This is a genomic window from Gordonia sp. CPCC 206044, from assembly GCF_048537895.1.
GTDB lineage: Bacteria > Actinomycetota > Actinomycetes > Mycobacteriales > Mycobacteriaceae > Gordonia.
This window is the reverse complement of the sequence record NZ_JBCLVL010000001.1, coordinates 461,844-487,021: the sequence shown is the minus strand read 5'-3', so window position 1 is coordinate 487,021 and position 25,178 is coordinate 461,844. Positions and strand designations below refer to the sequence as shown.

The 25,178-nt window shown below is 67.1% G+C and carries 24 protein-coding genes; 12 read left to right on the top strand and 12 right to left on the bottom strand.

The annotated features are described in order from the left end of the window. Positions 1-131 precede the first annotated feature (131 nt). Complete coding sequence (locus AAFP35_RS02220; RefSeq protein WP_419219884.1) at positions 132-701, top strand: MarR family winged helix-turn-helix transcriptional regulator; 570 nt, start codon at positions 132-134, stop codon at positions 699-701. Then, positions 698-2,248, top strand: a complete 1,551-nt coding sequence (locus tag AAFP35_RS02215; protein ID WP_419219883.1) for a DHA2 family efflux MFS transporter permease subunit — start codon at positions 698-700, stop codon at positions 2,246-2,248. Before AAFP35_RS02220 ends, AAFP35_RS02215 begins: the two co-directional genes overlap by 4 nt. Before the next feature lie 141 nt (positions 2,249-2,389). Here AAFP35_RS02215 and AAFP35_RS02210 read toward each other — a convergent pair whose 3' ends face one another. Both AAFP35_RS02210 and AAFP35_RS02205 read right to left on the bottom strand, forming a co-directional pair. Then, positions 2,390-4,570 (bottom strand): S9 family peptidase, encoded by a 2,181-nt coding sequence (locus AAFP35_RS02210; protein WP_419219882.1) that lies wholly within the window; start codon positions 4,568-4,570, stop codon positions 2,390-2,392. After that, a complete protein-coding gene (locus AAFP35_RS02205; protein WP_419219881.1) occupies positions 4,567-5,469 on the bottom strand; it encodes a phosphoribosylaminoimidazolesuccinocarboxamide synthase in 903 nt (300 codons plus the stop codon). Before AAFP35_RS02205 ends, AAFP35_RS02210 begins: the two co-directional genes overlap by 4 nt. 228 nt (positions 5,470-5,697) lie before the next feature. On the opposite strand from AAFP35_RS02205, the gene AAFP35_RS02200 reads away from it, so the two are divergent. Then, complete coding sequence (locus AAFP35_RS02200) at positions 5,698-6,696, top strand: hypothetical protein (protein WP_419219880.1); 999 nt, start codon at positions 5,698-5,700, stop codon at positions 6,694-6,696. After that, the gene (locus tag AAFP35_RS02195) at positions 6,693-6,971 is read left to right on the top strand and encodes a SelT/SelW/SelH family protein (protein ID WP_419219879.1); all 279 of its coding nucleotides are present in this window, start codon (positions 6,693-6,695) and stop codon (positions 6,969-6,971) included. Before AAFP35_RS02200 ends, AAFP35_RS02195 begins: the two co-directional genes overlap by 4 nt. Before the next feature lie 116 nt (positions 6,972-7,087). Here AAFP35_RS02195 and purB read toward each other — a convergent pair whose 3' ends face one another. The 3 genes from purB to AAFP35_RS02180 all read right to left on the bottom strand — a co-directional run bounded on the left by purB (position 7,088) and on the right by AAFP35_RS02180 (position 9,664). Further along, positions 7,088-8,515 carry an adenylosuccinate lyase gene (purB, locus tag AAFP35_RS02190; protein WP_419219878.1) on the bottom strand — a complete coding sequence of 476 codons (1,428 nt, stop codon included), beginning with the start codon at positions 8,513-8,515 and terminating at the stop codon, positions 7,088-7,090. Between the two features lie 71 nt (positions 8,516-8,586). Further along, the gene (locus AAFP35_RS02185; RefSeq protein WP_419219877.1) at positions 8,587-9,006 is read right to left on the bottom strand and encodes a hypothetical protein; all 420 of its coding nucleotides are present in this window, start codon (positions 9,004-9,006) and stop codon (positions 8,587-8,589) included. A gap of 64 nt (positions 9,007-9,070) precedes the next feature. Next, entirely contained in the window at positions 9,071-9,664 is a 594-nt protein-coding gene (locus AAFP35_RS02180; RefSeq protein WP_419219876.1) for a TetR/AcrR family transcriptional regulator, read from the bottom strand. Between the two features lie 134 nt (positions 9,665-9,798). On the opposite strand from AAFP35_RS02180, the gene AAFP35_RS02175 reads away from it, so the two are divergent. From AAFP35_RS02175 to AAFP35_RS02165, 3 genes are all read left to right on the top strand, one after another. Then, a complete protein-coding gene (locus tag AAFP35_RS02175; protein ID WP_419219875.1) occupies positions 9,799-10,581 on the top strand; it encodes a DUF6882 domain-containing protein in 783 nt (260 codons plus the stop codon). Between the two features lie 13 nt (positions 10,582-10,594). After that, the gene (locus tag AAFP35_RS02170) at positions 10,595-11,065 is read left to right on the top strand and encodes a nucleoside deaminase (protein WP_419219874.1); all 471 of its coding nucleotides are present in this window, start codon (positions 10,595-10,597) and stop codon (positions 11,063-11,065) included. Positions 11,066-11,205: 140 nt separating this feature from the next. Then, complete coding sequence (locus AAFP35_RS02165) at positions 11,206-13,029, top strand: AMP-dependent synthetase/ligase (protein WP_419219873.1); 1,824 nt, start codon at positions 11,206-11,208, stop codon at positions 13,027-13,029. A gap of 33 nt (positions 13,030-13,062) precedes the next feature. Here the strand turns inward: AAFP35_RS02165 and AAFP35_RS02160 are convergent, their stop codons facing one another. Together AAFP35_RS02160 and AAFP35_RS02155 are read right to left on the bottom strand one after the other, a co-directional pair. Beyond that, a complete protein-coding gene (locus AAFP35_RS02160) occupies positions 13,063-13,761 on the bottom strand; it encodes an IclR family transcriptional regulator (RefSeq protein WP_419219872.1) in 699 nt (232 codons plus the stop codon). Positions 13,762-13,824: 63 nt separating this feature from the next. Further along, entirely contained in the window at positions 13,825-14,742 is a 918-nt protein-coding gene (locus AAFP35_RS02155) for an SDR family oxidoreductase (RefSeq protein WP_419219965.1), read from the bottom strand. A 51-nt stretch (positions 14,743-14,793) separates the two neighbouring features. Between AAFP35_RS02155 and AAFP35_RS02150 the strand changes: the two genes are divergently transcribed. The 4 genes from AAFP35_RS02150 to AAFP35_RS02135 all read left to right on the top strand — a co-directional run bounded on the left by AAFP35_RS02150 (position 14,794) and on the right by AAFP35_RS02135 (position 16,919). After that, positions 14,794-15,396 carry a TetR/AcrR family transcriptional regulator gene (locus tag AAFP35_RS02150; protein WP_419219871.1) on the top strand — a complete coding sequence of 201 codons (603 nt, stop codon included), beginning with the start codon at positions 14,794-14,796 and terminating at the stop codon, positions 15,394-15,396. 11 nt (positions 15,397-15,407) lie between these two features. After that, complete coding sequence (locus tag AAFP35_RS02145) at positions 15,408-15,566, top strand: hypothetical protein (RefSeq protein WP_419219870.1); 159 nt, start codon at positions 15,408-15,410, stop codon at positions 15,564-15,566. After that, positions 15,560-15,814, top strand: coding sequence for a hypothetical protein (locus tag AAFP35_RS02140; RefSeq protein WP_419219869.1), 255 nt, complete (start codon positions 15,560-15,562; stop codon positions 15,812-15,814). Before AAFP35_RS02145 ends, AAFP35_RS02140 begins: the two co-directional genes overlap by 7 nt. Positions 15,815-15,965: 151 nt before the next feature. After that, on the top strand, positions 15,966-16,919 hold the full coding sequence (locus AAFP35_RS02135; protein WP_419219868.1) for an alpha/beta hydrolase: 954 nt from the start codon (positions 15,966-15,968) through the stop codon (positions 16,917-16,919). A 150-nt stretch (positions 16,920-17,069) separates the two neighbouring features. Here AAFP35_RS02135 and purD read toward each other — a convergent pair whose 3' ends face one another. Continuing rightward, entirely contained in the window at positions 17,070-18,323 is a 1,254-nt protein-coding gene (purD, locus tag AAFP35_RS02130) for a phosphoribosylamine--glycine ligase (protein ID WP_419219867.1), read from the bottom strand. A 166-nt stretch (positions 18,324-18,489) separates the two neighbouring features. Here purD and AAFP35_RS02125 point away from each other — a divergent pair, with 166 nt between their 5' ends. Next, complete coding sequence (locus AAFP35_RS02125) at positions 18,490-19,191, top strand: TetR/AcrR family transcriptional regulator (RefSeq protein ID WP_419219866.1); 702 nt, start codon at positions 18,490-18,492, stop codon at positions 19,189-19,191. Here AAFP35_RS02125 and AAFP35_RS02120 read toward each other — a convergent pair. The 4 genes from AAFP35_RS02120 to AAFP35_RS02105 all read right to left on the bottom strand — a co-directional run bounded on the left by AAFP35_RS02120 (position 19,180) and on the right by AAFP35_RS02105 (position 25,031). Continuing rightward, positions 19,180-20,136: an NAD-dependent epimerase/dehydratase family protein gene (locus AAFP35_RS02120; protein ID WP_419219865.1), complete on the bottom strand. Its 957-nt coding sequence runs from the start codon at positions 20,134-20,136 to the stop codon at positions 19,180-19,182. The two genes, AAFP35_RS02125 and AAFP35_RS02120, sit on opposite strands and share 12 nt — an antisense overlap. Positions 20,137-20,246: 110 nt before the next feature. Further along, positions 20,247-21,443, bottom strand: coding sequence for a low temperature requirement protein A (locus tag AAFP35_RS02115; RefSeq protein WP_419219964.1), 1,197 nt, complete (start codon positions 21,441-21,443; stop codon positions 20,247-20,249). Between the two features lie 169 nt (positions 21,444-21,612). Then, the gene (locus AAFP35_RS02110) at positions 21,613-23,751 is read right to left on the bottom strand and encodes an ArnT family glycosyltransferase (protein WP_419219864.1); all 2,139 of its coding nucleotides are present in this window, start codon (positions 23,749-23,751) and stop codon (positions 21,613-21,615) included. Beyond that, entirely contained in the window at positions 23,748-25,031 is a 1,284-nt protein-coding gene (locus AAFP35_RS02105; protein WP_419219863.1) for a glycosyltransferase, read from the bottom strand. Before AAFP35_RS02105 ends, AAFP35_RS02110 begins: the two co-directional genes overlap by 4 nt. Positions 25,032-25,178 lie beyond the last annotated feature (147 nt).

Sequence of the window (25,178 nt, the reverse complement as noted above, 5' to 3'; positions counted from 1 at the left end):
CCTCCCGCCGGCCCGCACCCGGTCGCGCCCATCGCCCGAGCGTGTTGTCGGTCACAATTTCGCGAGACGTATGTCGGATCTCACCATTGCTTGCGCTGTCGAAATAGTTGCAAGTCGGTTAGTTTTGCTGAGTGCCTTCTTCCGCGTCGCCGTCTCCGCAATCGTCCCAGGTGGACGACGCCTCGGTCGAGACCACATGTGCGACGCTGACCGGCTTCCTCGACCGGCTCGCCTGCATCGCCAAGGGACAGACCATGGACACCCTCGCAGCAGCGGACCTGACGTTTTCGCAGATCCGTGTCCTGTTCGCCCTCGGCGCCCACGGCGAGGATTCCGAGTCCATGTCGGTGCACGAGATCGCGGGCCAGGTCAATCTGTCCCTGGCCGCGGCGGGCCGCACCGTCGACAAGCTGGTCGGCACCGGCCTCGTCGATCGTCGGGAGGACCCGACCGATCGTCGGGTCAAACGGGTGTCGCTGACCGCCGAGGGCGCCGACGTCGTCGCGTCACAGGTCACCATCAAGCGGGAGATGCTCCGGTCCTTCGTGGCCGGGCTTCCGGTCGGACTCCGTGACGGACTGTGTTCGGCACTGTCCCCCATCGTCGACAGCGACGTCGATTACTTCGCCCAGGTATGCGCCTCCCCCAGCGCATCACACGAGGGCTCGCCATCGGACAACTCACAGAAAGTCGGTTCATGACCTCGTCAACACCGGCCCACGCACACGCGGGGTCGCCGGACACCAAACTCGACCGGCACGTCCTCGTCGTCGCCGGCGTGGTCGTGCTCGGCGCGATCATGTCGATCCTCGACGTCACGGTCGTGTCCGTCGCGCAGAACACCTTCCAGCAGGAATTCAACACCGACGCCGCAGGCGCCGCGTGGACGATGACCGGCTACACCCTCGCCCTGGCCGCGGTGATCCCGCTGTCCAGTTGGGCCGCAGCCCGTTTCGGCACCAAGAAGGTCTATCTGACGTCTCTGGTGTTGTTCGCCATCGGTTCAGCGCTGTGTGCGCTGGCCTGGAACATCGGTGCGCTGGTGGCGTTCCGCGTGATCCAGGGCCTCGGCGGTGGCCTGCTCATGCCGATCGGCATGATGATCCTGACCAAGGCAGCCGGACCCGAGCGCGTCGGTTCGGTGATGGCCGTGCTGGGTATCCCCATGCTGCTCGGCCCGATCGCCGGCCCCATCCTCGGCGGCCTGCTCATCGAGAAGGCCTCGTGGCACTGGGTCTTCCTCATCAACGTGCCGATCGCCATCATCGCGATCGTCTACTCGTGGTTCGCACTTCGTGACGACGAGGAGACCGCACGACCATCGATCGACTTCGTCGGGCTGCTCCTGCTGTCACCGGGTCTGGCCCTGTTCCTGTACGGGATCTCGTCGAGCGCGGAGGCAGGCACCTTCGTCTCCGGCAAGGTGTTGATCCCCGCCATCATCGGCGCCGTCCTGATCGCCGCGTTCATCGTGCATGCCCTGCGCGCCGACAAGCCGCTGCTGGACCTGCGACTGTTCCGCAACCGCACACTGTCGATCGCGGTGATCTCGATGACGTTCTTCATGATCGCGTTCTTCGGTGCGTCACTGCTGTTCCCGCAGTACTTCATCGGTGTGCGTGGTGAGTCCACGCTCTCCGCGGGTCTGCTCCTGGCCCCGCAGGGTATCGGCGCGATGTTGACCATGCCGATCGCCGGCCGCATGACCGACCGGATAGGCCCCGGAAAGTTCGTTCTCGCGGGCATCGTGCTGATGTTCCTCGGCATGGGCACCTTCGTGTTCCTCGGAGCCGGGACCTCGTACTGGATCTTGTGCGGCGCCCTGTTCGTCCAGGGTCTGGGCATGGGTATGACGATGATGCCGATGATGTCCGCGGCTCTCGCCACCCTGACCAACACCCAGGTGCCCGACGGTTCGACGCTGGTGAACGTGGTCCAGCAGACCGCCTCGTCGATCGGGTCCGCGGTCATCGCGGTCATCCTCGCGACCAACCTGAAGAACGCACCGGAGGGCATGCTCGCCATCGCGTCCAACACGGCCCCGGACAGCCTGCCTCCGCAGATGCAGGATGCACCGTTGCCGCAGTCGTTCTTCGACGCCGCCGCCAACGCCTTCGGGTCGACGTTCGTGGTCGCCGCGGTTCTGATCGCCCTGACCCTGATCCCCGCGTTCTTCCTGCCCCGCAAGAAGATCCAGTCCCCGCTCGTCGAAGAGGACATGGACCGCGCGCCGATCATCATGCACTGACGAAGCGCCGCTTCGCGGCGTCCGCCACGGCCGCCGACAGCAACCGAAATAACGCCGACAGCAACGGGAATCGAGAAGATCCCGTTGCTGTCGGCGTATATGTGGTTGCTGTCGGCGGTTTTTTGGTTGCTGTCGCGTGGGTCAGGCGGCAGGCTCGGGGTGCCAGGCGCCGGTCTGCTGCAGAATCCAGGCGAGTTCGAAGGCGACCTCTTCCCACTGCTTGTACCGTCCGCTGACGCCCCCGTGACCCGCGGACATCTCCGTCTTGAGCAGGACGAGGTTGTCCGAGGTGTTCTTCTCCTGAAGTCGCGCAACCCATTTGGCCGCCTCGGTGAACAGCACACGCGTGTCGTTGAGCGATGTCTCGGCCAGGATCGCCGGATAGGCCCTGGCCTCGACGTTCTCGTACGGCGAGTAGGACTTCATGTAGGCGTACACATCCGGGTCGTGCAGTGGATCACCCCACTCGTCCCATTCGATCACCGTGAGCGGCAACGACGGGTCCAGGATCGACGTCAAGGCGTCGACGAACGGCACCGACGCGAGAATCCCGTTGAACAGTTCGGGCGCCAGGTTGGTGACCGCACCCATCAGCAGACCGCCCGCCGAACCGCCCTCGGCGACCATCTGCGCAGGCGTCGTCCATCCGGTATCCACCAGATACCTGGCGGCATCGACGAAATCGGTGAAGGTGTTCTTCTTGGTCAGCGTCTTGCCGTTCTCGTACCAGTACCGGCCCATCTCACCGCCGCCACGGATGTGCGCGAGCACGAACACCACACCGCGGTCGAGCATCGACAGCCGCGACACCGAGAACGACGGGTCTATGCTGCTCTCGTACGAGCCGTATCCGTAGAGCAGCAGCGGCGCCGGGCCGTCGGCGGCGTCCTTGCGCCGCACGATCGACAGCGGGATCCGCGTCCCGTCCTGGGCCGTCGCCCACTCGCGGGACTGGACGTAGTCGGCCGCGTCGTAGCCACCGAGCACCGGTTGACGTTTCAGCAGTGTGCGCGTCCCGGTGGTGACGTCGAGGTCGATCACCTCGGTGGGTTCGATGAAACTCGCGTATCCGATACGCAGACGCGGGGTGACCCACTCCGGATTACCGCCGAGGCCCACCGAGAACAGTTCCTGGTCGAACTCCACCTCATGGAAATCGGCGAGCGAGGGAATCCCGTCGATCCGTCGCAGATCGGCGATGGCGATCTTGGGCAGCGCGGCACGCCGATACGACAACACCAGATAGTCCCGGAAGGCGTCGAGATCCTCGATCCGACGATCCTCGTCGTGGGCGATGAGTTCACGTCGCGCGGCCATGTCGTCCACCGGGGCGATGTCGATGGCGAAGTTCTCCGCCTTGGCACCGTCGCGGATCTCGTTGTGGACGATGACGAAATAGTCCTCGCCACCGATGACCGCGTGCTCGACGCTGTACTCCACCCCTTCGACCCGCGGTGCGACGCTGCGGAACTCGCCGGTCGGCTCGGCCGCGTCGAGAACGTACACCTCCGAGGTGATCTTCGAACCCACCCCGATCATCAGGTATCGATCGCTACGGGTCGACCCCATGCCGACCCAGTACCGTTCGTCGGGTTCGTGGAAGACCTTGACGTCCTCGGTGCCCGCACCGATGTCGTGGCGCCACACCGTGTCCGGCCGCCACGCGTCGTCGACGGTCTGATAGAAGACGTGCCGGGCATCCGCCGACCACACGGCCCCGCCCGCGGTATCGGCGATCTCGTCGGCCAGCAGTTCGCCGGTCCGAAGGTTCTTGAACCGCAACGTGTATCGCTCGTCGCCGACGATGTCGGTGCTGAACGCCAACCAGTCGCCGTCGTCGCTGACGGTGAGCGCACCGAGACTGAAGAAATCGTGGCCCTGGGCCTCGACGTTGGCGTCGAGGAGGATCTCCTCGCCGTCGAGGGACGCATCGGCGACCACCTCGGGTGGCGTCCAATCGTCGTCGGAACGGATCGGACAGCGGCACCGGATCGCGTACTGCTTGCCCTCTTCGGTACGGGCGTAATACCAGAACCGGCCACGGCGGCTCGGCACCGACATGTCGGTTTCCTGTGTGCGGCTCTTGATCTCACCGAAGATCTGCTTGCGCAGACCGTCGAGCTGCGCGGTGTGCGCCTCGGTGAAGGCGTTCTGCCCCTCCAGATAGGCCACGACCTCAGGATCGTCCTTGTCGCGCAGCCATTCGTAGTCGTCGACAAAGGTGTCGCCGTGATGGACCCGCTCGTGATGGACCTTCTTGGCGACCGGGGCCGCCACCTCCTCGGTGCGATCCGCTGCGGCTGTCTTCGGTTCGGGGGTCACGCATTCTCCTCGTCATGGTCGGGCCAGTCGGCGAAGGACTTCTGCGAAATCCATTCGTAGGCCTCGATGTATCGGGCACGGGTGCGGTCGACGACGTCCGCGGGCAGCGCCGGCGGGGTCTGGTCCCCGGCGCGATCCCAGCCGGAATCCGGTCCGGTCAACCAATTCCGCACGATCTGTTTGTCGAAGCTGGGTTGGACCTCGCCTTCGCGGTAGGAGGCCGCCTCCCAGTACCGCGACGAGTCCGGGGTGAGCACCTCGTCGGCCAGGACCAGCTCCCCGGAATCACCAATCCCGAATTCGAACTTGGTGTCGGCCAAGATGATTCCGCGCTCTGCCGCGAGCGCAGCACCACGTCCGTAGATGTCGAGGGTGGCTGCGCGCAACTGTTCGGCACGCTCGGCACCCTCCTGCTCGACGACCCGCTCGAAACTGATGTTCTCGTCGTGATCGCCCTGATCTGCCTTGGTGGCCGGCGTGAAGATCGGCTCGGGCAGTCTCGACGCCTCGACGAGCCCGCTGGGCAGCGCGACCCCGCACACCGATCCCGTTGCCGCGTAGTCGATCATGCCGGATCCGGTCAGGTACCCCCGGGCGACGCATTCGACCGGCACCATCGGCAGTTTGCGCACCACCATCGACCGGCCGACGCACTGCGCCGGGATGCGCTCGTCTGTCGGCCCTCCCGCCAGATGGTTGGGCACCTCGAGCAGATCGAACCAGAAGAAGCTCATCGCGGTGAGGATGCGCCCTTTGTCGGGGATCGCCGGGCTCAGGATGTGGTCGTAGGCCGAGATCCGGTCGGTGGCGACGAGCAGCAGGGTGTCGGCGTCGATCTCGTAGATCTCGCGGACCTTCCCCGACGCGAGGTGCGTGTAGGAATGCAGTTCAGGACGCATGACTCGACCCTAGTCGAGGCCACCGGGAGCGGATGCACCTCGCCGTCGGAGGTGTCCCACCGCGCGTGCACACCCAGCATCCTCACAGGTGTGTTGGGCTCGCTCTCAGTTTCCGCTGGTAGCGTCCGGGGCCGTCACCAGGCACGACAGAACGGTCACCGGGTACGACAGAACAGGGGCGGCGACGTGAGACGACAGTTGCGAACAGGGGCACGACGGATGCGGGCGGTGTCGGCACCGACCGTCCGTCGACTGTTCGGCACCGCACCGGTGTTCCTGGTGGTCGTCACCGTCGGTCTGATCGCAGGCAGTGCGACGTTCCTCCTCGCGCCGACCAGCCGGGCCGCCGCACCCGCCGATCCCTCACCACAACGGGTCGACTCCGCACGCGAATCCGTCGACTCCGCCAAGATGATGTTCACGCTCATGTCATCGGCGCTGAACAGCGCGACCGGTTCCATCAAGTCGGTGTCGGGCAGTGCGACCGAGGTCTTCGACGCCGTCGACACCGCACGGTCTGCCTCGACGCAGATCGTCGACGGCCTGCGGTCGGCTCCGTCGACGTCGTCGGCGGTCGCCGAGGTCGAGCGCCTGACCAGCTCGGTGTCGAGCGGTATCGACGACGTGCAGACCCTGTCGCGCACCGCCGGGCAGATGGACGAGCTGGTGACGCCTCTGATCACGTTCGTGCAGACCAACAAGGTCCCGGGCAGCGACGATCTGCTGAACCGCCTCGAGTCGTTGCGCTCGGCGAGCCGCGACGTCCAGAAACAGACCGCTGCGCTGGGCTCACTGCGGCATGAGCTCGACACCATCACCTCGTCGTTGGGCACCGCGGGCGCTCATGTCGACGAGGGGATCTCGCAGGCGCGCACCGCCGCACGCCAGCTCGACAGCGGACTCAGCACGCTCGCCTCGGCCCGTGCCGACACCGTTGCGGCGGCGAAGAAGGTCTCCGACGGGGTCGGGCAACTCATCGGTGTGCTCTCGTCCATCACGAACAACCTGAACTCGGCGAGCACCAATCTGACCCCGCAGACCGACACCCCGGTGGCCTCGACCGTCGACAATTCCGACCGCACCGCCTTGGCTCTGCTTGTGGGCGCGTTGTCAGCGCTGGCCGCGTTGTCGATGATTGTCTTCATGACCAAGCGACCACGCCCCCGGATCACGATGTTCGGCCGAGGTGGCGACACCCGGCACCAGGCCGAGGCGACGCCGGCATGAGCGGGCCGGCGATCACCATCACCTACTGCACCCAGTGCAACTGGCTGCTCCGTGCGTCGTGGATGGCGTCGGAGTTGCTGAACACCTTCGGGGCCGAACTCGGATCGGTCACGCTCGTCCCCGGGACCGGCGGCGTGTTCCACATCGACGTCGACGGCACCGACGTCTGGGAACGCAAGCGCGACGGTGGTTTCCCCGACGCGGTCACGCTCAAGAAACTGGTCCGCGATGTCGCGCTGCCGGACTGGCATCTCGGACACGCGGACCCGTCCTGACGCTCGCGGAACACCCGCGCCCGGTCGACCACACTCGGGCGACACCACTGCAGCGGTGAGCCGCCGATTCCCGAGAAGCCCGAAGGCCACCGTTGGAGCGCGTCGCCGACGGTGCGCTACAGAATCGGCGCGGGGGCGTAACCGGCGGCGTCGGGATAGCGGGCCACGATCTTCTCCGCGGCGGCGATGACATCGGCGACCTGCTGTTCGGCGGCACCGACGAACGCCGTCTTGTCCGAGAGTGCGTCGTCGAGCTGTACCCGGTCCAAGGGGAGACGGTCGTCGGCGGCGAGGCGATCGAGCAGGTCCGGTTCCCGACCCTCCTCGCGCATCGCCAAGGCGACCGCCACCGCGTTCTCCTTGATCGCCTCGTGTGCGGTCTCCCGACCGACGCCGGCGCGCACGGCAGCCATCAGCACCTTGGTGGTCGCCAGGAACGGCAGGTAACGATCCAGCTCGTTCGCGATCACCGCAGGATAGGCACCGAACTCGGCGAGCACGGTCAGGAATGTCTCCATGAGCCCGTCGATGGCGAAGAATGCGTCGGGCAGAGCCACGCGGCGCACCACCGAGCAGAAGACGTCGCCCTCGTTCCACTGGGCGCCCGCGAGTTCGCCGGCCATCGAGCCGTATCCGCGCAGGATCACCTGCAGGCCGTTGACCCGTTCACAGCTGCGGGTGTTCATCTTGTGCGGCATCGCCGACGATCCCACCTGGCCGGGCTGGAACCCTTCGGTGACCAGTTCGTGGCCCGCCATCAGCCGGATGGTGTGCGCCAACGACGACGGGCCCGCACCGAGTTGCACCAGCGCCGACACGACGTCGTGGTCGAGCGAACGGGGATAGATCTGGCCGACCGAGGTCAGCGACCGGGCGAACCCGAGGTGATCGGCCACTCGCGCCTCGAGATCGGCGAGCTTGGTGGCGTCTCCACCGAGCAGGTCGAGCATGTCCTGGGACGTTCCCATCGGCCCTTTGATCCCGCGCAGCGGGTACCGGTCGATGAGTTCACGCACCCTGGTCAGCGCGATCATGAGTTCGTCGGCCGCGCTGGCGAATCGCTTGCCGAGCGTGGTGGCCTGCGCGGCGACGTTGTGGCTGCGACCGGCCATCACGACCGACGAGTACTGCGCGGCTCGATCGGTGATCCGGGCCAGCATCGCCACGCCATGGCCGTGCACGTATTCCAGCGAGCGCAGGATCTGCAGCTGTTCCACGTTCTCGGTGAGGTCGCGGCTGGTCATGCCCTTGTGGATCTGCTCATGACCGGCGAGGGCGTTGAACTCCTCGATGCGGGCCTTCACATCGTGACGTGTGATCCGCTCACGGTCGGCGATGGACTCGAGATCGATCTGGTCGACGACCTTCTCGTAGTCGGCGATCGCAGTGTCGGGAACGTCGATCCCGAGGTCGCGCTGCGCCTTGAGCACCGCGATCCAGAGCTGGCGCTCGAGCGCGATCTTGTGACGGGGCGACCAGATCTCGGCGAGGTCGGCGGACGCATAGCGCCCGGCCAGGACGTTGGAGATGACAGGCTTGGGCACGGGGACAGTGTAGTCGGGCCGGTGTTACCGCAGCACACGGCCGCTGGACGAGGGGCGTGTGACAACGGCACTCAGAGCGCGAAGCAGGCCCAGCCCGATCCGTATCCCTGGTGTACCCGCATCACGACGGTCGGGCCGGTCACACCGTTCTGCTTCGCGTACAGCAGTCGATCTCCGATGCGCTGCGGAACCCACCGAATGGTCGCGATGGCCCCGTCGGCCTGCGCGGCCCCGAGGAACCGCTCGGGATGACCCTGAGCGCGCTCCCAGAACGTGACCGGCCCGGACGCGTCGACCTGCACGGTCAGGTTGTACCGGCATCCGGTGCCGTACACCACCGACGAGAACGGGACGCCGGCATCGACCGTCCCGACCGGTGCGGCCGATGCGGTCCCCGTCCCGGCGACCATCGCGATCGCAGCCGCCATCGACCCGATCGTCGCGGCGAGCACCGCCCGACCCCCTGTCCCGACACGACTCCTGCTCGACATCTGTCCTCCCCGTGGATTGTGAACGGTTCCCCTGTAATGGTCCGGTGACGCATGGTCCGGTGGCCTACTCGCGAGGTGCGAGCACTTCGATCACCTCGTTGAGCGCATCGCGCGCTGCGGCGTACGGCGTGATCGCGCGCAATCCGATGGCCCCGACGACCGCCCCGTCCTCGACCGCGATCAACTGTTCGACATGTGCGGGATCGGCTTTGCGATGCGACTTGTGCAAGACGTCGGAGTGCATCTGCGTCAACAGCACCCGGCGATCGGCGACGACCTCGCCCAGTCGCGGATAGCGCGCGGCGAGGGCGAAGGTCTCGTAGCGGGCGGAGAGCGCCTGGATCGTGGTGTCCGGACCCACGAAGACCTCGGCGAGGGCGTCCGCGGTGGCGTGCCCGCCCCGGCGGCGTTTGGGCAACGCGTCGCGTCGCGCCGCGATGCAATCCTCGTCTCGCCGGCACACAAAGGTGGCCGCCTCGGCCATGAGATCTTCGAGCGAACCGAAGTAATAGGTCGTCGATGCGAGCGGGAGTGCAGCCCGCTCGGCGACCGCGCGATGTCGGACCGCGTCGAACCCGCCCTCCAAGAGCAGTTCACCGGCAGCCTCGATGAGTCGAGACCGTCGTCGCAGTCCCTTCGGGGTCGCCGCCGAAGTCATGGAAACATGCTGCCAAAGCGGCTGCCTGCAACGGGTTGCTTTGGCGAAAGCGGTGTCAACCCGACGAGCCCTGTTCTGCGACACCGATAGGACGAGGCACCGTTTCATCTCACCGGCCCGATACGGTGAGCACCATGCGTTTCGAAGGACTCCACTCCGTCGCCGACTACGCGGCGCTCTATGCCGCGCTCCGTCAGGAGGAACTCGGCGACCGACTCGAACGCGAGCTCGGGGAGTACACCTTCGGTTGCGACACGGGTTCCGGCGAGATCGCATTCACCTCTCGCGACGGCGACACCACGATCACCGCGACCACCGTGTTGATCGCGACCATCGCCCCGGACGCCGGGTCCATCCTGTGGGGGTGGGCCCATCCCGACGGCGACCCGAACGGTGAGGCCGCACGACTGCGCGATCTGGGACATCGCCACGGCATCTCCGACCTGCGCGCATCGAGCCTCGGGCTGCCGGTGTTGCGCTCGGAGACCGAGGCCGAGTCGTACTCCGCGGATCTCGCACACGTCATCGGGGCCGCAGGCGTGGAGGCAACCGGCATCAGCCCCTACTACTCGGCGCCCATCGCCGGCGGCGGACGGGCCGTGTTCGTGCTGCGTGACCTCGAACTGCCCGAACCGTCGTTCGCCGACTTCGCCGCGAAAGCACCGCGACTGCTCCCCGGTCTGCAGGTCACCGACCCCCGCCTCGCGGTCCACGGTCTGGTGCTGCGACGCGGCTGGCAGGTGAGCTGGAATGCCCAGGGCCCCCGGACAATCCCGTCCTGCCACGTCACCGACGGCACGTCGAACGTCGTCATCAGCTTCGACGACCGGGCCAACGCGATGGAGTTCCACACCACCATCGAGGCCACGTCGGAGCCCGAATCGTCGGATCACCCGGCCGGGTTCGCGCCGGGATGAGACCATCGACGGGGTGGACGACGAGGCATTCCTGCATCACGCAATCGATCTGGCCGCTGCCGCACGTGCCCGCGGTGACCATCCATTCGGCGCGCTGCTCGTCGATCCCGACGGAGAGGTCGTCGCGACCGCGCTGAACTCGGTGGACACCGACGGTGACCCGACCGGTCACGCCGAGACCAACCTCGTCCGAATCGCCGGTCGTCGCTTCGCTCCCGACGAGCGCCGCCCGTTGACGCTCTACACCAGCACCGAACCCTGCGCGATGTGCGCCGGTGCCATCTATTGGTCGTGCATCGGCACCGTCGTCTACGCACTGGCCGAATCGGAGCTGCGCTCGATGACCGGCGACGACCCGAAGAATCCTTCGCTGGACCTGCCGTGTCGGGAGGTGTTCGCCCGGGGCGCGCACCCGACGACGGTGCGTGGCCCCTTCGACATCCCCGCTGCCCGCGAGGTGCACGCAGGATTCTGGCGAGCCTGACGCCACGCGTCCGAGTTCCCACGCTCCGGCTTTTCGACGCCGACGTCCGAACCTGTTGACCCCGATCGGGTCGCCACCCCATAATCGGACGAGTCTGTCCGATTTTCGGACACTGATTCACCAGGCTGTCAGGAGGCTCGATGACGACGACCATCCCCCACCCGGACGAGGCACTCGCGCCGTGCATCTCCGACGTCGGCACCGTGAGCATCCCCGACGCGCTTCGCTACACCGCCGCCCGATGCGCCGATCGGGTGGCGGCGAGGTCCCGCGACGGTTCGACGTCGTGGACGTGGGCCGAGCTCGGCGACCTCGTGGATCGCGCAGCCGCCGGTCTCGGGTGTCTCGGCGTGCGACGGGGTCACTCGGTGGCACTGCTGCTCACCAACCGACCTGAGTTCATGGCGGCCGACCTCGCGGTGATGTGCGCGGGCGCCACCCCGTTCTCCATCTACAACACGAGCGCTGCCGACCAGATCGACCACATGATCACCGATTCGGCGGTCCGGGTGGCGATCACGGAGCGACGATACGTCGACCAGATCCTGGCCGGCGCCAACTCACGACTGTCACACCTCGTCGTCATCGACGACGACACCGAATCCGTCCGGGACTCCGTCGAACTCATCGGCCTGTCGAGGTTGCTCGCCCTCGGTGCGCAGGCACTCGCCGCCGGCGCGACATTGCCGTCCACCGGTCCCGACGACATCGCGGTCGTCATCTACACCTCCGGCACCACCGGGGTGTCCAAAGGTGTTCAGCTGTCCCATCACAACGTGCTGACGTCCTGCGAATGCGTCAACGGGTACCTGCGTCTACCCGACGCGGGCCGGGTGATCTCGTGGCTGCCGACAGCACACATGGCCGAACGCGTCGCCCACTACTACATGGCGATCATGTACGGACTGCAGGTGACCTACTGCCCCGACGTCGCCGAGATCGGAGCGGTCGTCGCACAGGTGCGCCCATGCTGGTTCTTCGCCGTACCCCGCGTGTGGGAGAAGATGAAGTCGGGTATCGAGGTCTCCTTCCTCGACCTGCCCGACGACGATCGCGACGAGCTCGCGCGTGGCCTCGAGGCCTCGCTGTCGGTGGTCCGCCACACCCAGAACGCGACGACGGTGCCCGCCGAGACCCAGTCCCTCGCCGACGATGCCGACCGCAAATACTTTGCGCCCCTTCGCCACCGGTTGGGTCTGGACCAGGTGCGCGCGCTGTTCACCGGCGCCGCCGCCACTCCACGAGAGGTCGCGGAGTTCTTCCATGCCCTCGGTCTGCACATCGGTGAGTTGTGGGGACTGTCCGAGAGCAGCGCGGCCGGGACGATGAACCCGGCCGACGCGGTCAAGATCGGCTCGGTGGGGCCGGCGATGCCCGGCGTCGAGATCCGCATCCAGGACGGCGAGATCCAGCTGCGCGGCGAGTTCACGATGGTCGGATACCGAAACCTGCCGCAGCAGACCGCGGATGCGTTCAGCGACGACGGTTGGTTACGGACCGGAGACCTCGGCCGCATCGACGACGACGGTTACGTACACGTTCTCGGCCGGATCAAGGAATTGATCATCAACTCCTCCGGCAAGAACATGTCCCCCGTCGCCATCGAGGACGCGATCGGTGCCGAGTCGCCGCTCATCGGCCAGATCGTGGTGGTCGGGGATCGGCGCAATTACAACGTCGCGCTCGTGGTGCTCGACGCCGACCACACCCGGGCCTGGGCCAATGCCCGCGACCTCGACGACGTCACCGACCTGCACCGGCACGACGACCTGCGTCACGAGATCGCGGCCGCCGTCGAACGCGGCAATGCCAAGCTGTCGCGCGTCGAACAGGTCAAACGATTCCACGTGCTCGGCGACGAATGGCAGCCCGGCAGTACCGAATTGACGCCGACGATGAAGTTGCGTCGGCACGCGATCGCGGACAAGTACGCTGCCCAGATCGACGACCTGTACAGCCAGTGAGTCGGCGTCGACGCACGTCGCCCTGGGTCGCGCTCAACCCCGCAGTTCGGCTCCGACGGCCTGTGCCGCGGCGATGATCTCGTCGCGGCGTTCGCGCACCGCCGCGGCACGGTCGTTCGGGGTGTACACGATCATCGCCGCGATCACACCGTCGACCGACCGGATCGGCACCGCGAGCCCGGACATACCCGCGGCCTCCTCGTCTCGGGACACCTCGAAACCGCGCCGTCGGATCTTGTTGAGCCCCAAGGTCATCTCCGACGGCGTCGCACCCAACAACCCGTCGCGTTCGGTGGGCTCGAGGTTGGCCAGGATCACCCGACCGCCTACGGTGTCGGTGAGCAGGTGCCGCTGCCCCGGCGGATACGCGATCTGCACGAACTGCTCACGGTTGGCGACACGATGCACGGCCAGGGTCTGACGGCCGTCACGCAGACTCAGCACCACGGTCTCCCGAAAATCGTCGCTGATCTGCTGCATGTACGGGTGAGCGGTGTCGCGGACCGCCCACTCGATGTGGTGAGCGAGCGCGAACAGCTTGGGCCCCAATCGATATGCGCCGTCACTGCGTTTGACGAAGCCACGCTGCTCGAGCGTGCTGAGCAATCGGTAGGCGACGGTCCGGGACATGTCCAACTCCCGGGCGACCTCGGCGATCGACAGCGAATCCCGCTGCCCCAGGTACTCCAGGACCTCGAGAGCCTGGTCAGCGGTCTTCGACACCTCGGCCACGCCGATCCTCCTCGTCCGATTATCGGACGATCCTACCTGTCGGCGTGACAGATCTCGGGACGGTCAGCCCACCGACTCCCGGAAGTAGTGCCCGGAGTCGATGTCCTCGACGAGGCCGGGATACTCCGGTGTCCAGTTCAGCGACCGCCTGGTGAACTCGGACGATGTCGGGTTGTCCACCGTCACGAACGACGCGAGGAAATCGAACACATTCGTAGCCTCCTCGGCTGCAACAGATTTGGCTGGCACTCCGAGTCCACGACCGATCGCCTCGGCGATGTCGCGGAACGCGACCCCGGGCTCACCGACCGCATGCAGCACCGATCCAGTCGGTGCCGATTCCAGTGCCAGTCGATACAGGCGCGCAGCGTCGCGGGTGTGCACGGCGGGCCATCGATTCGCCCCGTCCCCGACGTAGCCCGCGAAGCCGTTGTGTCGTGCGAACCCGATGAGCGCGGGGACGAATCCGTGATGGTCGAGGTCGCTGTGCACGGTGGGCGTCAACCGGATCACCGACGAGCGGACGCCGTTGTCGGCCAGTCCGACGACCAGGTTCTCCGCGTCGATCCGGTACCCCGAGTCGAAGCGGTCGGATTCGCGCCCCGGACGCCCGGTCACACCCATCATCGGGATCAGGGCGGTGCCCGACGTCCCGACAAAGGCCTTGTCGGTGCCGTGCATCACATCGGTCATCGCACGCACCGCGGCGAGGTCGGCCTCCGCGGCCGCGGCGAGATCACCGCTGCGCATCGCATCGTGTTTGAAGGCCAGATGAACGACCGCATCCGCGTCGTCGGCGGCCGAGGCCAACGTATCGAGATCGTCGAGATCGCCGCGACGCACCTCGGCGCCCAACGCCGTCACCGCGGTCGCCGCGGAATCGGATCGAGCCAGACCGACCACGTGATGGCCCGCCGACAACAGTTCTGGGATGAGTGCCGTTGCCACGTGACCCGATGCCCCGGTGATGAAGACCCGCATAGATTTCTCCTTGAGTGATGTCATGATCTGACATCACTGACCATACCCCTGATGTCAGAACCTGTCATCACGTATTCTGCACCTGTGGGACGATGGCCGACCGGTTCACGCGAGCGCCTACAGCAGACGGCGCTGGCGCTGTTCGTCGAGCGCGGGTACGAACAGACCTCGGTGGCCGACATCGCAAGCCGATCCGGGGTGACCGAGCGGACCTTCTACCGACACTTCGGAGAGAAGCGCGAGGTCCTGTTCGACGGCGGGCACCTCTTGGAGTCCTCGATCGTCGAGCACCTGGCCGACTGTCCCCCCGACGTCCCACCGCTGGACTCGGTGATCCGGGCGCTGCAGACGACCACCGATGAGTTCTTCGCCGACCGACGACCGTTCTCCCGCACCCGACAATCGGTGATCGACGCGAACCCCGAGCTCCAGGAACGCGAACTGCTCAAGATGGCGTCCCTGACCGATGCGATCGCCGACGGACTACGCGGGCGCGGCGCCGACGACACGGCCGCACGTCTGGCCGCCGAGACGGGGGTCGCGATCTTCAAGGTCTCGTTCGCCCACTGGGTGGGTGAGGCCGCAGATCAGGAGCTCTCCGCGGTCATCGGCCGACGCCTCGCCGACCTGCGCGCCATGACCGCCACCGATTGACGAGGCGCCGCGTGTGCGCGACCGAGGACCGTCCCGCAGTACACCGTGCACGTCGGGACGGTGAGGCCCCGGGTGCCGAGAACGGTGCCGAGAAGCATGTCGACGTCGGGGACGCGGCTGCCGCCCATGACGGCGTCGACGTCGATGCGCGGGTCCTGACATCATGGTGACCGTCACCGACGTCCCGGTCTCCGGCGACGTCACCGATGCCCGGCCGGAATCCTGGCCACGATCACGACGCTGCCGACTACGGCAGCCCACCGAAGGGACCACCGAGATGTGTTACGCGACCCCATGCCGGCAATGCGGTGCGACGACCTGGGACGGCTGCGGTGAACACGTGGACGAGGTGAAGGCATCCGTGCCGCCCGAACAGTGGTGCCCGGGCCACCCCGAGACCGCGGGCGCCACCAACTGACGTCGGCCGATTGCGGACGCCACGTGATGCAGCCCACGCATCCCGTCGCGCCGTGGCGCCGAGTCTCGTTGCGACGCATCGCCCACAGCCGCGGCGTGGCTCATCGGCGAGTTTTCGAACAGTCCGTGGGCCCCAGTAATCTGGGCAAGCGATGATCCCCGAACACGACTCCCCGACGCGACTGCACGTACCGGGCCACCACAACCGTGGCCCGGTGACCCGACGCGCGCTGCTGGCCGGCGGACTCGGTGCCGCAGTGGTCGGCGGACTGGCGGCATGCTCGGACGACGCACCCACCACGGTGCGGCCACGCAAACTGGAGTCCGGCGTCGCCGACGACGAGCTGCCCTCGGATACCCGACCACAGATCCCCGGCGGACCCCCACTGGTCACCGGCAGTTTCGTCTCGGCCAAGATGCGCGGACGCGATACGCGATGGGCCGTCGCCCGTCCGAACGGCGTGACCGGACCGCTGCCCGTCGTCGTCGTGTTGCACGCGCTGAACACGAACGAGAAGTCGATCTTCTCGTCGAAGCTGGAGATGCAGAACGTCGTGCAGCGCTACGTCCGGGCGGGCGGTACCCCGTTCGCACTCGCCGCCGCCGATGTCGGACGCAACTACTTCCATCCGCGGTCCGACGGCACCGACGGTGCCGCGATGATCGTCGACGAGTTCCTGCCGATGCTGTCGTCGAACGCCGATCTCAACCTGTCCACCGAGCGCATCGGCCTGTTCGGCTGGTCGATGGGTGGCTACGGAGCGCTACGCCTCGGCGCGCTGCTCGGCTCACCGCGAATCGCCGCGATCGCCGTGAGCTCGCCCGCACTGTGGGCCGATCCGCGGAACTTCCCGCCGCGCGCGTTCGACTCGTTGGCCGACTACCAGGCGAACTCCCTGTTCGGACAGCAACCGGCCTTCGCGAAGATCCCTCTGATGATCTCCATCGGATCCAGTGATCAGTTCTTCACCTACACCCGGCAGTGGGCGGCCGGCTTGCACCCACCTGCCGCGTTCGGCACTTCATCGGGCGGGCACACCAACCGCTACTGGCGCAGTGTCCTGCCCGACCAGGTCGAGTTCCTCGGCCGCAACCTCGCGCGCTGACCTGACGGTCCGCTCGCCGGCTCGGGTGGACCGATACCTTCCGCGGAACCTGTAAGCAGAGTTGTGTGAAGCAATGCACGCGTTTGCCTGGAGGCTCCGCGGGAGCGAAACCGGCGTCGGCGTCGGGGGCCCGACGTCGGGACCGTGGTGTCAGAGCGTGATGCGCCCGTCGAGTGCGGCCTTGCCGATGTCGGTCCGGAAATGCGACCCGGGGAGTTTGACGGTCGAGATGCGCTCGTAGGCCTGTGCGCGCGCCTCGGCGAGATCCGACCCGGTTCCGACGACGGCCAGCACCCGTCCACCCGATGACACGACCTGGCCGTCGGCGTTGCGTGCCGTGCCGGCGTGTAGGACACCCGCGCCGTCGGCGCCGGTGATGACATCCCCCGTCCTCGGCTTGCCGGGATAGTTCTCCGCGGCGACGACGACGGTCACCGCCGCGCCCTGCTCCCATTCGAGCGGCGGCAACTGATCCAGCGTTCCCGTGGCGGTCGCGTTGAGTGCTTGTCCCAGTGGGGATTTCAGCAGTGCGAGGACGGCCTGGGTCTCCGGGTCGCCGAACCGGCAATTGAACTCGACCACCGCGGGGCCGTCTGCACCGATCGCCAGACCGGCATACAGGAGACCGGAGAACGGGGTGCCGCGAGCGGCCAGTTCGGCGGCCACGGGCGTCACGACCTCGTCGACGATCTGCCGGGTCACCTCGTCGGGCAGCCATGGCAGCGGTGTGTAGGCGCCCATCCCACCGGTGTTGGGTCCGGAGTCGTTGTCACCCACCCGTTTGTGATCCTGCGCGGGCAGCAACGGAACCACTGTCGTGCCGTCGACGAGGCTGAACAGCGAGACCTCGGGACCATCGAGGAAACTCTCCAGGAGCACCGGGTGTCCGCTCTCCAGACACTCGGCGGCGTGATCGCGCGCGACGGCACGATCGGTGGTCACCACCACACCCTTGCCCGCGGCGAGTCCGTCGTCCTTGACCACCCATGTCGGCCCGAATCTGTCGAGAGCGGCGTCGAGTTTGGCCGGATTGTCGACCACCTCGGCGTGCGCGGTGCGCACACCCGCGGCGGCCATGACGTCCTTGGCGAACGCCTTCGAGCCCTCGATCTGTGCCGCGGCGGCGCTCGGCCCGAAGGTGGCGAACCCGGCGTCACGTAGCGCGTCGGCGACCCCGAGCACCAGCGGCACTTCGGGTCCGATCACGACGAGGTCGGCGGCGACGCTCTGCGCGAGCGAGACCACGGCGTCGGACGAGGCGAGATCGACGGGGTGATTGGTCGCGACCGACGACGTACCCGCGTTACCCGGGCCGGCGTGGAGTTCGGTGACCGACGGGTCCTTGGACAGTCCGATGAGCAGGGCATGTTCGCGGCCGCCCGAGCCGATCACGAGTACGCGCACGGTGATGACTCTAATGCCCGGCGGTGCGTGTGCGTGCGCCCGGTGACCGGACGGCCCGACCCGAACCTGCGCCGACCACGAACAGGGCAAATGACAGGGAGAGCATCGGGAAGTGACCACTTGCCACACCAGCGGCTCAGGGCCTCTACTCTCCTGGTATGCCTCGGTGTGCACTCCCCTTCGCCTCGACATCCGGCCGGCCTTCGTGCCGATGGAGGACCGGTCGGCCGGCCGACGACACGGTCCGCCCGATCTCGACGATCGCGATCCCCTGATGGAGTCACGGCGCGAGCGCATCCTGACCGAGGGCATGCGACTGTTCGGAGAGCAGGGTTATGCCGCCACGTCTATCGCACAGATCGAAGCGGCGGCCGGCCTCGCACCCGGGTCGGGAAGCCTGTACAAGCATTTCCGGTCCAAGCGGCAGGTACTCGAGGCCGGTCTCGAGAAGTTGCTGCGCACCGACGGCCCGCCCGTTCCCGAACTCGCGCCGGGGCCACCCGACACGACGACGGCAGACCTCGACACCGCCGCCCGGGCCGGGCTCGCCCGCATGGACCACGACCGCGACCTGAATCGACTCTTGTTCCGTGGGCTCGACGCCTTTCCGGACCTGTTGCAGCGCTTCGGCACCGACGAGATCGGCCGGATCGAGAAGGACACCGCGAGCCTGTTGGCCGAACTCGCAGGCGACACCGGCGACGCCGACACCGACTGGGACGCCGTGGCCACCGTCCTCCAAGGCGCCACCGCGCACTATTGGCTCCTCGAAGACCTCTTCGGCGAGCATCCGGCCGGAGTGTCGCGAGAGCGCTTCGTCAAGGCCATCGCCACCTTCGCCACGATGGCCGTCCGGTCAGCCGGCTGACGCCCGGACACCCTGGCGCACAGTGGGATACATCGGCCGCCAGCCCAGCTCCTCCCGCGCCTTGGCCGCAGACACCCGCATCGACGTGTCGAGCACCATCGCCCCGACATAGGGGGCGGCCATCCGGATCAGCCATCCCGGCAAGACGCGCGGCGTCGGCGCGCCATATGCCGCGGCCATCGCCGTCGTGACCTCTCCCCACGTCGCCGGCGAATCGTCGACGATGTTGTAGGCACCCGGGCGCCCGCGCTCGACGGCGGCCACCGCGGCCTCGGCCGCATCGTCGAGATGCACCCATGCCAGCTCTCCCCCGCCGCCAGGTGGAACAGGAATCTTTCTCGCGCGCAGCATGTCTCGCATCGCAGCGTCGTCGGGGCGATAGAAGAGTCCGTAGCGCAGAGACACACCGTCGAGGTCGTCGTTGCCGATCACGAGCTGTTCGTTGACACCCATCGCCTCGATGTGCGGGTCGGTCCGATCGCCCGCGGGACGACCGAACGGCGCATCCTCGGTCAGGAGATCGGTGCCGTGATCGCGGTACCCGTAACCGAAGACGATGCTCTGTGTGACGAATCGTCGCGCGCCGGACCGTGTCGCCAGATCCACCAGATTGCGGGTTCCGGTGATCCGCAACTCGTTGGTGCGGCTCATCCCGCTGTGTCGTGCCGGCGGCTTGCTCAGCGCCGTCATCTGATGGATGACCGCATCGATGCGCAGTCCGCAGTCGGCCGCGGCACCCAGCAGCGCATCGCGGTCCAGCGCGTCGGCGACCAGCGGTTCGACACCGGCCGCGACGAGCGTCCGCGCCCGTTCACGCTCTCGGGTCAGACCGACGACCTCGTGGCCCGCCGCACGCAGAGCCCTGGTCAGTGGACGACCGATGGCGCCGGTGGATCCGGCCAGCAGGACCTTCATCGCGACGACCTCCCTGAGGAAAGTGAACACTTGCCATCAGCGTAGACAGGTTCCGATCACCTGGCAAGTGATTACTTGCCGGGTGATCGCACTCGGAATTCGGCTGCGGAGAGCTGACGCGGACAGTGGGGTCGCGCCCGTCAGATCGACGCGAGCACCTGTGCACGCCGGGGCACCCCGAAGACCTCGTCGAGCACCACCACCAGAACCGGGGCGCACGACGCGACGACGATCGCCACGATCACCGAAACCCCCGCGGCGGCCAACCACACCGCGATCGCGAGAAGGGCGATCACACCGAGGCCGAGCAGGGCGCTCAGGACGTCGAACGGGAGCAGGTAGTTGTACATCGCGAGCACACCGACGCAGTACACGCCGAGGGGGATGGCCAGGGTGCCCACGACGGCTCCGGGCCCGATGTGCACCTCGTGCTCGAAGTAGAGGGCGCTGACGTGCAGGCCGGCACCCACCGCGGCAGCGGCCATGAAGATGACGATGTGGCCGTATCCCCACCAGAAACTCTTGTTCCGATGGGCGTGCAAGGCGTCGCCGACGGGGACGATGAAGTACATCCACCACATCGCGAAGGTGACCCCCATCGCGGCGAGACCCAGTATCGCGGTCTCCACCGACCAGCCCTCGACCTCGATCAGGGCACCCAGCACGGCAACGGTGCCGACGACACCCTCCCCCAAGGTGATGATCGTGAGCAACGAGTAGCGCTCGGCGATGTGATGGGCGTGCCACGGTGTGCCGCCGCCGATCGTCTCGCCGATCAGGGGTCCGCCCAACTCCACGATCACGCACGCGATCATGGCGAACAGTGTGTAGAGGGGCCGCATGTCGGCGATGAGCACCGCAACCCACCCGACCTGTGCGAGCAGGGTCATGCCCGCGTAGATCAGGCATGCACGCCGGTAGCGCTCGCTCTGGGCCGCCGCCCGCAGCCACTGCGCGACCATGCCGACACGCATCACGATGTACCCGATGACGAGTACCCGGTTGTCGACGTGTTCGTGATGATTCAGGGATTCGAAGATCGGCGGCATGCCGAGGGCGATGATCGCCACGCCGATCATCTGCACCAGCGTCACCAGCCGGAAGAACCAGTCGTCGGTGTCGAACGCGGATGCGAACCAGGCGAAGTTGATCCACGCCCAGATGGCGGCGAAGGTGCACAGCAGGTAACCGAAGACGGCCACCTGGTAGTGCCCTTCGGCCAGCTGATGGGCGACCTGGGTACCCGCCGTCGAGAACGCGACCACGAACACCAGGTCGTAGAACAGCTCCAGACTGGTTGCGACGCGCCCCTCCTGGTGCGGGTCGCGACCGGTCATCCGTCGCAGTGAGTGTCCGATCGAGGAAGTCACAGTCGAACTCTAGGGTGCCGAGCCCGTCGTCGACGGTACGACGGAGCGCAGCCACCTCACTTGTCCGGATTCACCTTCGCCCAAGCCGAAGGTGAATCCGGACAAGTGAGGTGCATGGGTCGACCGGTGCCAGACCTCAGCTCACCGGCGCGGTCAGATCGTAGAGGGTGGTGCCGGCGACCGTCTGCGCGGTGAAGTTCTCCCGCACCCACGCCGCGATCTGGGCGGACGGCTGCGATTCGTCGGAATTGCCGAATCCACGCCCACCACCGATGAACCAGTGGATCTGCTTGTCGGCCACCATCTTCTCGAACTGCTCGAGTGTCGGCGACGGGTCGGTGCCGTTGAACCCGCCGATCGGCATCACCGAGTATCCGGACTCGAGTTGGTAACCCGATGCCTCGTTGGAACCGACCGCAGCGGCGACCCAGGTGAAGTCGTCGGCGTCCGCACGCAGCCGGGCGACGATCTGCGCGCTCGGCCGCGAGCCCATCAGCAGACCACCGGGGCCGCCTTCTCCCATACCACCGGGCATGCCCATCCCGCCGGGCATGCCGCCGCCCGCTCCCCCGGGTCCGCCCGCACCGTTCGGCGCGGTCATCGCACCACCGGCGCCGCCCGGTGCCATGCCGGGCATGCCGCCCGGACCGCCCGGCGTTCCTCGCCACCGGTGATGTCCACCGGGACCTCCACCGCCCGGACCGAATTCGCCGTCGACGCGTGGGCCTGCACTGATGATCGATCCCTGCTTGGCGGTCGAGACCGTGTCGATCGTGTAGGCGATCGGACCGGCCAGACCGGCGGCCACTGCGGTGATCATCGCCACGGCCGACAGATAGGGCCGGTGCGCCACCAGCATGACGAGGGCGCCGACGATGCCGACGATCAGCACCATCCACCGCAGCCACGGCACGAAATCCGGTGACCGGTCGAGCAGCGCGAATCCCCAGATCGCCGCGATCAGGACCCCCGCGGCCAGGGCGATCCGCACCCACAGGCGTTCGCGCGCAGACCAGCACACCGCCGCACCGCCGGCGAGCACCGCGGCAACCGCCGGGGCCAAGGCCGCCGTGTAGTAGCTGTGGAAAATGCCGGCCATGAAGCTGAACACGCCCATCGTGACCAGCAACCACAGCCCCCAGACGGCCAGATACGCGCGCCTCGGGTCGGTACGCCGGGCCTTGCCGATGACGATCAGCGCTGCCACACCGAGCACGAGCGCGGTGGGGATCAGCCAGGCGATCTGCCCACCCTGGGCCGGCTCGAACATCCGGAGCCATCCCGTCTGTCCCCACATACCGCCACCGGGGCCACCACCTGGTCCACCACCGGGCGGGCCACCGAAACCGGGACCGCCATCGGTACCGAGATATCCGGCTGCACCTGCGCCGTATCCACTCGGACCGCCGGGCACCACGCTGCCGGTCTCGTTACCGTTGAGCCGCCCGAAGCCGTTGTAGCCCAAGGTGAGTTCCAGGATGGAGTTGTCCTGCGAGCCACCGATCCAGGGGCGCGACGATGCGGGCCAGAGCTCGACGGCGAGAATCCACCAGCCTGCACTCACGATCATCGCACCGAGCGCGGCGAGCAGATGACCGATTCGCGTGATCCAGGTGTGTCGCCCGAACGCCAGATAGGTGATCGCCAGCGGCGGAACGATCAGCATCACCTGCAATTGCTTGGTGAGAAAGCCGAATCCGACGAAGACGCCGACCAGGATCATCCACCGCAACCGACCGTCCTCGACGGCCTTGAGCATCGCCCACACGGCGGCGACCATCAGCAGGATCAGTAACGCCTCGGGGTTGTTGAACCGGAACATCAACGCGGCGACCGGCGTCAGCGCCAGAACCACACCGGCGAGAATGCCTGCCCAATGCCCGAAGCATTTCTTCGTGATCACGTACAGCACTGCGACCGCGGCCACACCCATCAGTGCCTGCGGCACGAGGATCGCCCACGAATTGAGCCCGAAGATCCGCACCGAGATCCCCGGAATCCACAGGGACATGGGCGGTTTGTCGACGGTGATGGAGTTCGCCATGTCCGACGACCCGAAGAACCATGCCTTCCACGACTGCGATCCGGCCTGGATCGCGGCGGAGTAGAAGGAATTGGCCCATCCGTTTGCGGACAGGTTCACGAGGTAGACAATGCCGGTGCCGATGAGCAGCGCGGCCAGCGAAAGACGTTCCCACACACGGGCGTTCCGCCCGGGCTCGGTGGCCTCGGGCGGAACGGCTGCGGCGCTGCGATGGTCGACGACGGTGCTCACTCGCCGGCCCCTTCGATAGCGACGTCGGCAATCGATGTGTTCGTATGACCGCGGAAGACCCAGCGCAGCCCGACGAAGCGGGTGGCCGTCGCGACGAGGTTGGCGACCACCAGCACGACGAGTTCGACGTGTTTGGACGCCTCGGGCGCGAACGCGTGCAACATGACCAGCGATCCGGCGGTGACCGCCCAGCCGAACACGAAGACCCCGAGACCGAACAGTTGGTGTTTGACCGCACCCTCACGACCGGAGATGCCGAAGCTGAACTTCCGGTTGGCGGCGGTGTTGAGCACGGCGGTGATGGCCAGTGCGACGAAGTTCGACACCTGTGCACCGAGGACCGCATGCAACATCAGGTAGAGGACCGCGTAGGCGATGGTCGACGCGACACCGACGACACAGAACCGAGCGAGTTGACCGACCATGCCGTGCGGGACACCGTCGATGTGCGGTCCGGGCGCCCGGTCGCGGCCGATGGCGGCGCGCAGGTCGGCGATCGGCAGGCGGCCCGTCCCCAGCGCGTAGGCCACCCGTGCGCATCCCTTCAGATCGGCCATGGCGGTGGCGACGATGTCGACCGTGCTGTCGGGGTCGTCGATCCAGTCCACCGGGACCTCGGCGATCCGCAGGCCGATCCGCTCGGACAGCACCAGCAGCTCGGTGTCGAAGAACCACCCGGTGTCCTCCACGTAGGGCAGGACCTCACGGGCGATGTCGGTGCGCATCGCCTTGAAGCCACACTGCGCGTCGGAGAACTTGGCGCGCATCGCGGTCTTGAGGATCAGGTTGTAGCTGCGCGAGATGAACTCCCGCTTGGGCCCACGCACCACACGCGAGGCCCGCGACAGCCGCGTGCCGATGGCGAGATCGGAATGGCCCGAGATGAGCGGTGCGATCAGCGGCATCAGCGCATTGAGATCAGTCGACAGATCGACATCGCAGTAGGCGACGATCTCCGCATCGCTGGCGCGCCATACGGCGTTCAGCGCGCGGCCTCGGCCCTTTTCGTCGAGATGGACCACCCGCAGCCCGTCGATCTCGTCGACGAGTCCACTCGCGATCGACAGCGTCGCGTCCGTACTCGCATTGTCGGCGACGGTGATCCGCGCGGTGTAGGGAACGTGCGTGTGCAGGTGATCGCGCAGGCGGCGGACCGAACCCGCGATGTCGACCTCTTCGTTGTACACGGGCACGACGATGTCGAGGACGGGCGCCGGCTGCGAACTGTCGGCCACGATCACCGAGGCGGATGCCGCCGTCGGGAGTGCTTCTGCTGTCATGTGTACGACTATCGGACGCCAAACTTCACCGACTCTGCGCCGACGCTGTCAGGTTCCTGTGAGGCGTTGTCGCTGTTCGACCGGCGAGTCGCGCCCCGGCGACGGACCTGTGGACGGTCCACCGACGATGTCGCCGTCGACCGATAC